Annotated in this window: 10 protein-coding genes; 6 read left to right on the top strand and 4 right to left on the bottom strand. The window is 40.5% G+C overall.

Going from position 1 to position 14,081, the window contains the following annotated elements:
- Position 1: 1 nt before the first annotated feature.
- The gene (locus ACFPA1_RS14435) at positions 2-2,365 is read left to right on the top strand and encodes a nitric-oxide reductase large subunit (protein ID WP_213145075.1); all 2,364 of its coding nucleotides are present in this window, start codon (positions 2-4) and stop codon (positions 2,363-2,365) included.
- A 20-nt stretch (positions 2,366-2,385) separates the two neighbouring features.
- Here ACFPA1_RS14435 and ACFPA1_RS14430 read toward each other — a convergent pair whose 3' ends face one another.
- A complete protein-coding gene (locus ACFPA1_RS14430) occupies positions 2,386-2,535 on the bottom strand; it encodes a hypothetical protein (RefSeq protein WP_213120412.1) in 150 nt (49 codons plus the stop codon).
- Between the two features lie 118 nt (positions 2,536-2,653).
- Here ACFPA1_RS14430 and ACFPA1_RS14425 point away from each other — a divergent pair, with 118 nt between their 5' ends.
- Together ACFPA1_RS14425 and ACFPA1_RS14420 are read left to right on the top strand one after the other, a co-directional pair.
- Positions 2,654-2,887 carry a DUF2249 domain-containing protein gene (locus ACFPA1_RS14425; RefSeq protein WP_213145314.1) on the top strand — a complete coding sequence of 78 codons (234 nt, stop codon included), beginning with the start codon at positions 2,654-2,656 and terminating at the stop codon, positions 2,885-2,887.
- 304 nt (positions 2,888-3,191) lie between these two features.
- Positions 3,192-4,691: a carboxypeptidase M32 gene (locus ACFPA1_RS14420; RefSeq protein ID WP_378583900.1), complete on the top strand. Its 1,500-nt coding sequence runs from the start codon at positions 3,192-3,194 to the stop codon at positions 4,689-4,691.
- A gap of 769 nt (positions 4,692-5,460) precedes the next feature.
- Here ACFPA1_RS14420 and ACFPA1_RS14415 read toward each other — a convergent pair.
- The 3 genes from ACFPA1_RS14415 to ACFPA1_RS14405 are packed head-to-tail and all read right to left on the bottom strand — an operon-like array spanning position 5,461 to position 7,764.
- Positions 5,461-7,116 (bottom strand): b(o/a)3-type cytochrome-c oxidase subunit 1, encoded by a 1,656-nt coding sequence (locus ACFPA1_RS14415; RefSeq protein WP_213145077.1) that lies wholly within the window; start codon positions 7,114-7,116, stop codon positions 5,461-5,463.
- The gene (locus ACFPA1_RS14410; protein WP_213120416.1) at positions 7,116-7,592 is read right to left on the bottom strand and encodes a cytochrome c oxidase subunit II; all 477 of its coding nucleotides are present in this window, start codon (positions 7,590-7,592) and stop codon (positions 7,116-7,118) included. The genes ACFPA1_RS14415 and ACFPA1_RS14410 overlap by 1 nt, the downstream gene beginning before the upstream one ends.
- Before the next feature lie 22 nt (positions 7,593-7,614).
- Positions 7,615-7,764: a cytochrome c oxidase subunit 2A gene (locus tag ACFPA1_RS14405; protein WP_213120417.1), complete on the bottom strand. Its 150-nt coding sequence runs from the start codon at positions 7,762-7,764 to the stop codon at positions 7,615-7,617.
- Between the two features lie 661 nt (positions 7,765-8,425).
- Between ACFPA1_RS14405 and ACFPA1_RS14400 the strand changes: the two genes are divergently transcribed.
- The 3 genes from ACFPA1_RS14400 to ACFPA1_RS14390 all read left to right on the top strand — a co-directional run bounded on the left by ACFPA1_RS14400 (position 8,426) and on the right by ACFPA1_RS14390 (position 14,080).
- Positions 8,426-9,517, top strand: a complete 1,092-nt coding sequence (locus tag ACFPA1_RS14400) for a type III polyketide synthase (RefSeq protein ID WP_378583896.1) — start codon at positions 8,426-8,428, stop codon at positions 9,515-9,517.
- Positions 9,514-10,083, top strand: coding sequence for an isoprenylcysteine carboxyl methyltransferase family protein (locus tag ACFPA1_RS14395; RefSeq protein ID WP_338088315.1), 570 nt, complete (start codon positions 9,514-9,516; stop codon positions 10,081-10,083). Before ACFPA1_RS14400 ends, ACFPA1_RS14395 begins: the two co-directional genes overlap by 4 nt.
- A gap of 319 nt (positions 10,084-10,402) precedes the next feature.
- Positions 10,403-14,080, top strand: a complete 3,678-nt coding sequence (locus tag ACFPA1_RS14390; RefSeq protein WP_378583892.1) for a dynamin family protein — start codon at positions 10,403-10,405, stop codon at positions 14,078-14,080.
- Position 14,081 lies beyond the last annotated feature (1 nt).

Below are 14,081 nucleotides of genomic sequence, written 5' to 3'. Positions count from 1 at the left end.
AATGGAAATACAGCAGGGGACACAGCCGAAGAGCGTGGTAAAAGAAAATAAAAACGCACTTTTAAAATCCATTTTAATTATTACCATCTTAATCAGCTTTACCGTTCTGCTTGGCGGCGGCTATTGGATCTTTAAAGAGCAGGCGCCAAGACCATTGGAAGTAACCAATTCGAAAGGTGAAGTTATATTAACGAAAAAATCCATTATGGGAGGACAAGCTGTCTGGCAAAAGTATGGCTTAATGGACTACGGTACCGTGTTAGGACATGGTTCCTATATGGGTCCGGATTATACAGCAGAGTCTTTAAAAATCTATACAGAAGGAATGCAGGATTTTAAAGCGGAACAGCAATATGATAAAAAATTTGCTTCATTAACTGAAGATGAAAAGCAGATTATCAAAAACCAAGTTATTAAAGAAATGCGCAAAAATCGCTATGATGCGAGTAAAGATACATTAAAGCTGACAGACGCACAAGTAAATGGCCTTGAAAAAGTTAGAGCTTACTATAAGGATATTTTTACAAAAGGCGATGGCTGGGGTTTAAAAGCTAATCTAATCAAAGATTCTGATATACCATCAACAGACCGTGCCTATGTTGACAAAGGTGACCAAATCAAACAAATCTCTGATTTCTTCTTCTGGACAGCTTGGCTTTCAAGTACGGTTCGTCCTGGAGACAAAATCACTTACACGAATAACTGGCCATATTTTGAAGATGCCGGTAACCATCTATCCTTTTCCGCTATTTGGTGGAGCGGTGCTAGCGTTACAATCCTAATTTTAATGGTAGGGATCATCTTATATCTATTCTATCGTTATCAATTTGGTATGCAGGAAGCATATAAAGAAGGAAACTTCCCTCGTATTGATTTGCGCAAGATGCCTGTAACAAGTTCACAGGTGAAAACAGGTAAGTATTTTACGGTTGTATCGGTATTATTCTTTGTTCAGTGTATGTTTGGGGCTTTGTTAGCCCACTATTATATCGAGCCAGACAGCTTTTTTGGAATTAAGTGGATCCATGATATTCTTCCATTTAATATTTCCAAAGGCTATCACTTGCAGCTGGCGATTTTCTGGATTGCAACCGCATGGCTGGGTATGGGAATCTATGTTGCCCCGTTAGTTGGCGGTTATGAACCAAAAAAGCAAGGTCTTTTAGTTGATATTTTATTCTGGGCATTAGTGGTTCTTGTTGGCGGAAGTATGGTTGGCGAGTGGCTTGGTGCCAATGGAAAATTGGGAAATGCCTGGTTCTTGTTTGGCCATACCGGTTGGGAATATATTGAGCTTGGACGAGTTTGGCAGCTTATCTTAATAGTGGGAATGCTAATCTGGCTGTTTATCGTATTCCGTGGTATTAAAGCAGGGCTTAAGAAAGAGTCTGACAAAGGCGGATTGATACACTTACTATTCTACTCTGCGATTGCGGTACCGGCTTTTTATATCTTTGCCTTATTTATCAACCCAGGTACAAGCTTTACATTTGCCGACTATTGGCGCTGGTGGATTATCCATCTATGGGTAGAAGGTATTTTTGAAGTTTTTGCAGTCGTTGTTATTGGTTTCTTATTAGTTCAATTAGGTCTCGTAACCAAGAAATCAACGGTAAGACAATTATATTTCCAATTAACCCTGCTTCTTGGCAGCGGCGTAATCGGTATCGGACACCATTATTACTATAATGGTTCAGCTGAAGTATGGATTGGTCTAGGTGCAGTCTTCTCTGCATTGGAAGTTATTCCATTGACATTGTTAATTCTTGAAGCTTATGAGCAGTACAAAATGATGCGTGACGGCGGTGTCGACTTCCCTTACAAAGGTACGTTCTGGTTCTTGATTTCTGTTGCGATTTGGAACCTTGTCGGTGCCGGGGTACTTGGTTTCTTAATTAATCTGCCAGCGGTAGCCTATTTCGAACATGGACAATTCTTAACACCAACCCATGGACATGCTTCGATGATGGGTGTTTACGGGATGTTTGCCTGTGCAGTACTTCTTTATTCGTTAAGGAATATTGTGAAGCCTGAGGCCTGGAATGACAAATGGCTTAAGATAAGCTGCATTCTGTTAAACATTGGTCTTGCAGGAATGGTCTTCTTGTCCTTGCTTCCAGTTGGATTTATGCAAATAAAAGAGGCATTTTATCACGGCTATGCAGCAAGCCGCGCTTCCTCCTTCCTGCAAAAGGATCTGGTGCAAACCATTTTAACCTGGCGTGCGGTACCTGATACCATCTTCTTAATCGGTGTAATTATCCTGGTACTCTTCTGTATTAAGGCCCTATTTAACCTGCGTAAACCAACGCATAAAGAGGGAGAACGACTTCCGGTTAAAGATTTATCCATTGATGAAGATTAATAGTAAAAATCCGCAAGGCTTTAGCTTTGCGGATTTTTCTCTTCTTTCACTTCTTCGTAGCAGTCGAAGCAATATGACTGTTTATCCTCGGTAATCACTCCATTAAAGAATCCATCCAAACAATAAATCTCTTTCCCACAGCATTTACATAAACCAACTAATTCTTTCATTTAGACTTGCCTCCCTTATGAACAAAATCATATTTCAACTGTGATGGTACTCACTAAGTCCTAACCTAAGTTTTTCTATAATAAAAGAGAAGTTAACCCAATTAAAGGAGTGATAATGATGCAAACCTACGCAAAAGTTATCAATGTACCAGATTATCCACCAAGAGAAAAGCATCCAACCATCTTTAAGGCATTTGATGAATTGGCATCAGGTGAAACCATGCAGATTGTCAATGACCATGATCCAAGACCGCTGCTTTACCAATTTATGATGGAAAGACCAGAGCAATTTTCTTGGGAATACCTTGAAGAAGGCCCAGAAGTTTGGAAGGTAGCCGTTAACAAGAAGTAATTTTTTTAGAGGTTGCGCTCTTACAAGACTTTGTATCTTCACCCAATCTAAAATTTGTTTCTATTTATTTATCAGTTAAAACCTCTTTTTTCCTATAAACCTATTTTACAACAGAAATTCGTTTCTGTTGTTTTTTTAGCTAATAGGAAATTATAAATTTTCTCAAATTTATAATTTCCTAACGCATAAATTCAACTATGCCTCTGTCTTCGTCCTATCGGACTCGCGAATCGACGAGTTTTCATTTATCCGTATGATTTGTCTGAAATATGTTAAAATTTATAGCGAGAAAGGGGGAAAGACAATGAATACAGAGCAATTTGAAAAGGAATTCTTAGAGTATGTTAAGAAAATGACCGCTTATCACGAAGCCCTTGGTTTAATTTACTGGGACTTACGGACAGGCGCTCCTAAACAGGGAGTGGGGCAGAGGTCAGAAGTGATTGGCGTGCTGTCCTCCGAGGTATTTAAAATGTCGACATCAGAGGAGATGGCAGCCTACATAGCTGGGCTTTCAAAAGCTGTATTGTCCGATAGAACAAGAAAAATTCTTGAAGAATGCAAAAAGAACTATGAGTTAAACAAAAAAATTCCTGCGGAAGAATACAGAGAATTTGTCATTCTTCAATCAAATGCCGAGAGTGTTTGGGAAGAAGCCAAAGAAAAAGCTGACTTCAATATGTTCAAGCCATACTTAGAGAAACTGGTCGCAATGACAAAGCGATTTATCGGGTACTGGGGTTATGAAGGGAATAAATATAACGTTTTATTAGATATGTACGAACCGGGCTTGACGGTTGAGGTTTTAGATCATGTTTTTGGAGAACTGAAGGACAAAATTGTTCCGTTAGTAAAACAGATTTCGGAATCCAGTCACAAACCTAAAACTGATTTTTTGTTCCATCGATTCCCTAAGGAAAAGCAGCGGGAATTCAGTTTGGAAATCTTAGCGCAAATGGGATTCGACTTTAATGCTGGCAGGCTTGATGAAACCGTCCACCCTTTTGCGACTGGTTTAAATCCTGGCGATGTCCGCGTTACGACAAAGTATGATGAACAGGATTTTCGGACCGCTGTTTTTGGCACCATTCATGAAGGCGGGCATGCCTTATACGAACAGAATATTTCCAAAGAGTTAATCGGTACACCATTATGCACAGGAACCTCCATGGGGATTCATGAATCTCAATCGCTTTTCTATGAAAATCTTCTTGGCCGGAGCCTGCCTTTTTGGAAAAAGAATTTTGACCTGCTGAAAAAATACACAAATGGTCAATTCGATCATGTGAATATTGAGGCTTTTTATCGGGCCGTCAATGAGTCAAAGCCTTCTTTAATTCGGATTGAAGCAGACGAACTTACCTATCCGCTTCATATAATTATCCGTTACGAAATTGAAAAGGGACTGTTTAATGATGAAATAGAGGTTTCCGACCTTCCAACAGTTTGGAACGACATGTATGAGAAGTATCTGGGAATCCGCCCTGGACACGATGGCGAGGGTGTTCTTCAGGACGTTCATTGGGCAGGTGGAAGCTTTGGCTACTTTCCTTCGTACGCTTTAGGCTATATGTATGCAGCCCAATTTAAGCGTAAAATGCTTGAGGACCTTCCGAATTACGACCAGCTTCTTGAAGAAGGGAATCTGCTTCCGATCAAAGAATGGCTTACGAATCACATCCATCAGCACGGCAAACTGAAAAAGCCGCTTGAAATCCTGCAGGAGGTAACAGGTGAAGGTTTAAATGCCAAGTATTTGATTGATTATCTCTATGAGAAATATCGAAAGGTCTATCAATTTTAAAAACCAAAAGGCTTCAATCGTTTAGATTGAAGCCTTTTGGTTCACTAATCTATTTAATTCACTACGTTAATTGGTTATGACATTATTAATATTAGGCTTTTCAACAAGTCTGTTGATCGGCGCTCCAGGCACTTCGCTTTCCGCGGGCGTGCCGGGGAGCCTCCTCGTCGCTAAAGCTCCTGCGGGGTCTCCCCTGCCCCGTACTCCCGCAGGAGTCTTCGTGCCTTCCGCGCCAATCAACAGGTGTATTAAATTAAGTCATTCAACTCTTAAATCGCTTATCTAAATCTGGAAAAATGCTTATAAATTTGGAAAGGAAAATTGTGCGAAGCTTCGCAGATTCAAAAGAGCTGCATGGGCTTCGCTGTTGCCAGTTGTGAGTATTGAATAATTAAGAGAACAGAACAGACTTTTATTACTGCAGGCTTCTAAATATGGAAAATATTGCAACACACTTATCAAAAATGGAAAGTGTGTGTTGTAATAATTAGGTTAATTTGCCTCCCTGTTGATTGGAGCGGAGGGCACTCGACTCCAGCGGGATATAGAGGTCACTGGAGACCCCACAGGCGCTAAAGCGCCGAGGAGGCTCCAGGAGCTCCCCGCGGAAAGCGAGTGCCTGGAGCGGAAATCAACAGGCCAGTTAGCAGGGATTAACAATAAAAGTTTGGTGAATTTAGGTTTGGACAAAATAAAAAATTGCCGAGAAAAATACCTTTTCTCGACAATCTGCAAAGGCTTCAATCGTTGAGATTGAAGCCTTTTGCCATTACCACGTCTTAAATCCTTTGGATCCAGGCGGTGCATTTTGAATGATATCAATGAATGGTATTGTGTAAGCGAACAGGATTAAGGCAGCAGTGATGCCAAGCCATAATTTCCAGTTTTCAAATACCATTGGTGCTTTTTCCTGCAGATTTTCTGCTTCGCCGACAGGGAATTCTTCTTCACCTTTTGGTGCAAAGAAGGCAAGATTAATAAAAATAACTAATACTAATATTATGCCAAGGAATAAAATCGTTCCGCCAACTGCCTGGGCAATTTGGTAAGGAATCCACTCAAGAGCCTGCTTGGAGTCACCATAAGTGGAGAATGCTGAACGTCTTGGTGCACCAAGCAGTCCCTGGAAGTGCATTGCACCGGACATGAATGCCATTCCGATAAACCATACCCATGCTTGGATAATACCTAATTTGTTCATCGCTTTAGTCAGCTTGCGGCCGGTTAAGTGCGGCACAAGCCAATATGAAATTCCAAAGAATGTCAGTACAACAGAGGTTGCTGCTGTCAAATGAAAGTGTCCTGTTACCCAAATGGTATTATGGACAACCTGGTCCATTTGGTTGGAAGCATTGATGATACCGCCGGCACCAGCAGGAATGAATGAAGCCATACCAATGAATGGGACTGTGAAACGGGCATCATTCCAAGGAAGCACTTTAAACCAGCCAAATAAACCAGTAGCTCCTTTAGAACGGCCATATCTCTCAAACGTTGCGAACAGAGAGAAGGCTGTCATTAAGGACGGGATAATAACCATGAATGTTAAGATAACCTGAATAAATTTCCAAGCTGGATCAATACCCGGTTCTGTCAACTGGTGGTGGAAACCAACCGGAATTGAGAAAAGCAAGAATAAGATAAAAGATAAACGAGCCAATGAATCTGAGAAAATCTTTCCGCCGATAATTTTTGGGATAATTGCATACCAGCACATATATGCAGGCAATAGCCAGAAATACACTAGCGGGTGACCGAAATACCAGAATAACGTACGGCTGATTAGAACATCAACAGTATCTACTAAACCTAAAGACCAAGGCAGCAATTGGAATAGAACAGTTGCAGCAACCCCTAAGGTAGCCACAATCCACATCACCGTGTTGATAACAGCCATAAAGCTTAACAACGGGCTTGGTTTGCCAGGGTTGTTTTTCCGCCATTTTGCATAGGTCATAATTTGTGCAGCGCCATCAACCCAGCTGCCGACAACCACAAAGGTTAATCCTAAATAAAAGATCCAGTGTGCTTTAAGTGGTGCATAGAATGTATAAAGTACAGATGCTTCATTTAATAGAATCATCGTTCCAGACATAAGGGTACCGGCAGTCATTAACCAGAAACCAATCCAGCCGGTGCGTCTGGCCGCTGGAGAATGTGTTCCCGCAGTTCTGGATACAGCCGCATATTGAAATCCCATGATAAAGAATGTTGTTAAAACGAGCCCCATTAAAACACCATGAGCTGTTAAAATTTGATAGTAGCCAATTCCCCAAGGCAGTTCAAATTTTCCGGAACGGACAAGGGTTTGTAGTAATCCCATCAGACCGCCGAGAGCGAGTGCTCCGAAAGCCACAAAGAAATGCGCCATGGATAGCTTCGCGTCACGTGGGTCAACCTTTACTTTCGCTGCTGCGTTAACCATTATTTAACCACCTCAATCTTCGAGAACATTAAATGGTGCCCTGTACCACAGTATTCGTTACAAACAACTAGAAATTCGCCGGCTTTGTCAAAGGTTGTTGTATACTCGCTGACATAGCCCGGTTCAAGCATCATATTGATATTGGTTCCGGCCATTTCAAAGCCATGGACAACATCCTTGGTGGTAGCGATTACTTTCACCTTTGCTCCAAGCGGAACCTCAACCTTTGCTGGGTTATAAGAGAAAGCAGATGCGACAAATACGAGTTCATAATCCCACTCTTTGCCTTCAACCTTATGAAGTCCCGGCTTATCGAAAGGTTTTGTGGTATCAACCTTTTCCGGATTTATTGTAGTTAAACAGCTTGCTGGTTTGTTGCCAAGGTAAAAAGCGCTGACACCGACTACTGTTAAAAAGACAACGAGACAGCCGATTCCAAACGTCAGCCAGATTTTTTCAAATTTATGCATATGCATATGTAATTCCCCCCTTTATTCCCTAAAAACGGTCTACGAACAGATAGTAAACTGAAACCCATGAAACAATGATAAATAGCCCCAGAATGAATACAGACGCCAGTGTCCCCTTTAAAGAAGAACTGTCTTCGATCTCTGTTTGGTGCTTTGTCTTTAGTTCCGCCTTTGCCATCCCCCTACACTCCCTTCAGAAAATGAAAAGTAAATAAATGATTTCTCTTTCATAATACAAAACAATTTTGAAAGTAAAATATCAAATTCAAGAATTCACAAATTGTTCATTCCTTAGTTATCTACTATGGTAATGTTAATAAGTTGGTATAACAGTGATTAAAGTCACAATTACCCACCTGTAATTGTGACTAAAGTGTGAAACATCACACCAAGCCTGTGATGTAGATAATTGATAATTTGATTACGTAATGGATGATCGGCAATTCGTTTTTTGTCACAATTCTCTGTAAAAAAAATATGATAATAATAAAAATCTTTTTCTTTGGAAGTGGTTGGTTTGGAGAAATATTATTGCGAACATTGCCGTCTTTTGTATAATAAGATTGAAATTTGTAAGGTTTGCGGGACATTGGCGGGAAATAAAATAAAAATTGAGGTTCAAAAGCAACCAGAAAAATAAGAGTCAGGATAAGTTAGAGAATTGGAAAAGTTTATATAATGAAGGAATAACTATTACAAGATATAATAAACATGCACAACAACAACAACCTTCAAAACGTTTACTTCTCCGAATGGGGAAGTTTTTTTTTTTTGTGTCTGGAATAATTTTCTTTAAATTGGCAAAAAATACCCTTACCTTTGGTTAAGGAGAATGATGTATGCCTACAATTCTTTCCATTGCAGAAGTTATTCCTCCATATGAAATTAAACAGACGCAGGCGACAGAGTTTGCAAGGGAATTGTTTTCTGGTTCATTTAAAGAAATTGGGCGGTTATTAAAGGCTTTTGAAAATGGACTTATTGAGAAAAGATATTTTGTTAATCCCGTAGGCTGGTTTCAGGAGAATCATTCCTTTGAGGAAAAGAACAATGTCTACATCGAATCGGCCGTTACCCTTGGGAGGGAGGCAATTGTAAAATGTCTGGATAACAATCAGTTTCTTAAGAAAAGAATTCCTTACGAAGACATTGATGCCATTTTTTATATTTCCACCACAGGGATTGCAACTCCAAGTATAGAAGCAAGAATAATGAACCTGCTGCCTTTTCATCTCCACACGAAACGAATCCCAATCTGGGGATTGGGCTGTGCAGGCGGTGCTGCAGGTCTTGCCCGTGCCTTTGAATATTGCATGGCCTTTCCAAAAGCTAAAGTCCTTGTTCTTTCTGTTGAACTTTGCAGTATTACCTTTCAGCGAAATGATCTATCGAAGAGCAATTTAATCGGGACATCTCTTTTTGCAGACGGGGTTGCCTGTGCGTTAATATGTGGTGATTCCTGCGATATCGGGGATTTTCGCTTAAAAACCACATACCCGTCCATATTAGCGGTTCAATCCGCACTGCTCCCCGATTCTTTGGATGTGATGGGCTGGGATATAAAAAATGAAGGATTGTTTGTCCGGTTTTCTCGTGATATACCAAAAATCGTACATAATTGGCTAAAGCCAGTGGCAGAAGAATTTTTACATGAGCACCGGCTTCAAATAGATAAAGTAGACTATTTCATTGCCCATCCTGGCGGTAAAAAGGTGTTGGATGCCTATGTTGAATCACTTGGAATACCTGCGTCGATGACAGACGTTTCGCTTGAAGTGTTAAAAAACTTTGGAAATATGTCTTCTGCTACCATTCTTTATGTGTTGAAACAATATATGGAAATGGATATTCCACGTGGGTCAAATGGGCTTTGTGCCGCTCTTGGACCGGGTTTCAGTTCGGAAATGCTTCTATTGAGGTGGTTTGATTGAGGGACTTGCTGCCATTTATTAGCTTTATGGGTTTCATCATTTTTCAGCGTGCAGCAGAGATTTTATTCGCAAAAAGAAATGAAAAATGGATGAAGAGTAAGGGAGCACTTGAATTTGGCATTGTCCACTACCGCTGGATTGTCCTTGTGCATGTACTATTTTTACTTAGCTTTAGTATGGAAAAGTTCATCTTTAATCACGGGTTATCACCTCAATGGCTGATTATTTTTATTGCTTTTATCTTCGCCCAGGCCTTGAGGATATGGGCACTTGCCTCACTGGGCAGGTATTGGAACACGAAAATACTCGTGCTTCCAAATGCAGACGTTATACGTAAAGGTCCGTACCGTTTTATAAAGCATCCGAATTATTTCGTTGTTTGTGTGGAAATCCTTGTCATTCCTTTACTGTTTCAGGCGTATTATACTGCCTGTTTATTTACAGTATTGAATATCATGGTGCTTGCCATCCGTATTCCCGAGGAAGAAAGGGCGCTTGAATGCTACAGCGAATATAACGGAGTTTTTCATGACTGCCGCCGTTTCTTGCCAAAGTTTGTTAAATAACTGTGACAATAATCTGCAAAGTATTGAAAATGATTATCACCTGTGTTAGAATTTGATTAACAATGAAAGTCATTCTCAACTAAGAGTCTGATTAAGGGAAGGTGTTACATATGACCTATGCTTTCGTCGGCGGAACCATTTTAATCTACGCATTTGTCATGAAGCACGTCTTAAAAAATGTCACCCAATAAATATATTTAGCATTAAATGAAGCCAGGGAATATTCCTTGGCTTTTTTTTAGTATGTCAAGATAGGAAAAGTTCGATTTATCGTATAAAATAAACATATTATCATGTTGTTTAAGGGGAATTAGTTTAAATGATCAAAATAGCCGATCAAAATGAAACGATACAAACATTAAAACAAAAAATAATTGCCATATATGAATATTTAATGGAGCAAAACGATGTTCAAAATGCGCAAAAAATTAAGCAGCTTGCTCGAAAATTAGAAAACCGCGAATTCGCGATAGCGTTTTGCGGCCATTTTTCCGCAGGCAAATCAACCATGATCAACCGGGTCGTAGGGGAAAAACTGCTTCCCTCAAGTCCAATTCCGACAAGTGCAAACCTTGTAAAGGTAAAGTCCGGAGAGGATTATGCCAAGGTCTTTTTTAAAAACGAGAAACCACGGCTTTATTTAGCGCCGTATGATTATGAAATGGTCAAAAGGTATGCTAAGGATGGCGATAAAATCGAGGAAATCGAGATCAGCCATAGCGACTCAAACCTGCCTGCCAATACCGTAATAATGGACACACCGGGAATTGATTCAGCAGATGATGCCCACCGCATTGCCACTGAGTCAGCCATCCATCTAGCTGATTTAATCTTTTATGTGATGGACTATAACCATGTCCAGGCAGAGTTGAATTTCCTGTTCACAAAGGAATTGGCGGAAGCAGGTAAAGAGGTTTATTTAGTTATTAATCAAATTGATAAGCACAAGGATGAAGAGTTAAGTTTTGCCGATTTTCAAAAAAGTGTCGTTGATGCCTTCGCCTCATGGGGAGTTAGACCGGCACGGATTTTTTATACTTCACTAAAGGATGAAAAGAACCCCCGCAATGAATTTCAGGCATTACAGAAATTTATTGCGGATAAATTGGCAGCAAAGGATCAATTGCTTATTCCGTCCGTTTTCCATTCGTTGAAAAAAATCGTCCAGGACCATATCAACCAGGCGGCAAAGCAGGATGAAGAAAAGCTTCTTCCATATCATGAGCTATTAAATGAATTAACTGAGGAGGAAAAAGAGGGTCTGTTGAATTCCTTCCACCAGATTAAAGACAGCTTGACTAGGCTTGCCGGAGGAACGGACGTTAAGGAAAAGTCATTTGATGAAGAAATAGCGCAAATTTTGAAGAATGCTTATATTATGCCTTTCCAGACAAGGGAAATGGCAGAGAAGTATCTAGAAGCATGCCAACCTAATTTTAAAGTAGGCTTTCTTTTTTCAAAGCAAAAAACGCAAGAGGAAAAAAATGCGCGACTGGAGATTTTTTATCAGGATATTCTTGAAAAATCAAAATCCCAGCTTGAATGGCATTTACGTGAATTCCTGCTCCGTACATTAAAGGAAACAGAACTGGACCAAGGAGACCTGCTAGGGCTCGCTCAGGGCTATGTCGTTACCATTCCTAAAGATGTCCTGATCAACACGATAAAGCCTGGTGCCCGCCTATCCGGCGAATACCTGCTTCACTACACAGAAGATGTGGCGAATGAAATAAAACGGATCGCCCGAAACCGACTTGCTGAGTTCAAAGAAAAATATCTAAATGCACTAAAGGAACAGGAGTCAAAATTAAACGAACAATTTGCCAAGGAATTCAATAAACAGGAACGCTATGTAAAAGCCTTAACAGAGCTCGATAAATACGAAGAGGCTATTGTTGCAAAAGAAAACAACCTTATGAACCTATTGAACAATCCGCAAGGACTTGAAGATGGCCATTACCAACTTTTCGACCTGCAGGAAGAGGAATTTGAACTAATTAAATCTGAAATGGAACCGGATTCCCATAAGGCTGACATGAAGAAGGAAAGCAAGCAAGTACCTGCACAAATCAGTCATGCTGAAACAACAAATAATGGCTCTAAGGGTGAAGGGAACAACGAAGCAGAGGACCGTCTGCTACGCACCATTGACAAGCTTCTCAACGCTTCCAAGCTAATTAACGGTTTGCCGGGCTTTCAAAAGCTGGCAGGTGAATTGGCGGAAAAAGCAGGCCGGCTTGAAACTCAGGGCTTTACCGTAGCCTTATTCGGTGCGTTTAGTGCAGGGAAATCGTCCTTTGCCAACGCGCTGATGGGGGAAAAGGTTTTACCGGTTTCACCAAACCCCACTACAGCAGCAATTAATAAAATAAAACCAGTCACGGCTGAATATACGCATGGGACTGTCCTTGTAAAGTTTAAAGAACGAGAAGCAATGCTCGATGACGTCAACCGCTCGCTTAAGGTCTTTGAATTACATGCGGCCGATTTCAAGGCTGCCGCTAAAATCATTGAAGGAATCATCTACGAGCAAAGCCAGGAAGGGATCGTTGAGAAGACTCATTATGCCTTCTTACAGGCGTTTCTTAAAGGTTATGCCTCTTTTGTTGAACTGCTCGGAACGGTTAAGGTTACAAGTTTAGACGAATTTCACGATTTTGTCGCCAAAGAAGAAAAATCCTGTTACGTGGAATGGATTGAACTCTATTATGACTGCGAACTGACGAGAAAAGGGATTACGCTCGTTGATACGCCAGGGGCGGACTCCATCAATGCCCGCCATACAGGAGTAGCCTTTGACTATATCAAAAATTCAGATGCCATATTATTTGTCACGTATTATAACCATGCTTTTTCAAAAGCTGACCGGGAATTTTTAATACAATTGGGGCGGGTAAAGGAATCGTTCCAAATGGACAAAATGTTCTTTATTATAAATGCGATTGACCTCGCCGAAGATGAAGAGGAAAAGGAAGCGGTGGTGGACTATGTTTCAGAGCAGCTGGTGAAGTATGGAATCCGGAATCCGCATCTATATCCTTTATCAAGCCTAGAGGCCTTAAAGGAAAAAATAGACTCAGCAGCGGTTTCCAGGTCAGGGATGAGCCAGTTTGAAAATAGTTTTTATCACTTTATTTCAAATGATTTAACCGAAATGGCGATTTCAGCGGCACAGAATGAATTGAACCGTGTCCATGAATTGGTAGAACGGCTCATCAAAAGCTCGCTGGAGGACAAGAACGTTAAAGAACAAAAACGCCGTGATATTGAAGGACAGAAGAATATGATTCAAGAGCTGTTTGCAAAACAAACGGTCGAATCAATGGAAAACCGCCTGTTCCAAGAGGCTGATGAATTAATTTATTATATTAAGCAACGGGTTTTCTTACGGTTTGGCGATTTCTTTAAAGAGGCCTTTAATCCTTCAACCTTAAGGGACGATGGCCGCAACTTGAAGAAGGCACTGCAAATGGCACTTGATGAATTTTTGGAAAGCTTAGGTTTTGATTTTGCTCAGGAAATGAGAGCTACAACGGTTCGAATCGAGCGGTTTATGGAAAAACTGCTTTGGGATTATCAGGCCGCACAAATTCGGACACTTCTGGACGTCAATCAAGACCTGTCCTTTTCACCATATGAAAAAGGTACGGCAGAAGAAATAGACTTTCCAATAGCGTTTGAAACCATGGAACAGCAAGCTTTTGCAAAAGCAAAATCTTATTTTAAAAATCCAAGGTCCTTCTTTGAGAAAAATGAAAAGAAATGGATGAGCGATGAACTTAATCAGGTATTAAATGGGCCAGCGGATGACTATTTGCAAAATCAAGGCAGTCGCTTAAAAGACCATTATGCAAAGAATCTAAACAATGAATTCAAGCTTCTTTTAGCGCAAATGAAGGATCAGACCGATGATTTTTATTTAAGTTTATTGGCAGCATTAGAAGGCGGAGTTTCAACCGAAATTTTAACAGATATACTAAAGCGGCTTGAAAATTAGG

Source organism: Neobacillus sp. GCM10023253 (genome assembly GCF_042653105.1).
In the GTDB taxonomy this organism is placed as follows: domain Bacteria; phylum Bacillota; class Bacilli; order Bacillales; family Cytobacillaceae; genus Neobacillus; species Neobacillus citreus.
Note: the sequence above shows the minus strand (reverse complement) of the source record. Positions and strands in the feature narration are given on the sequence as shown.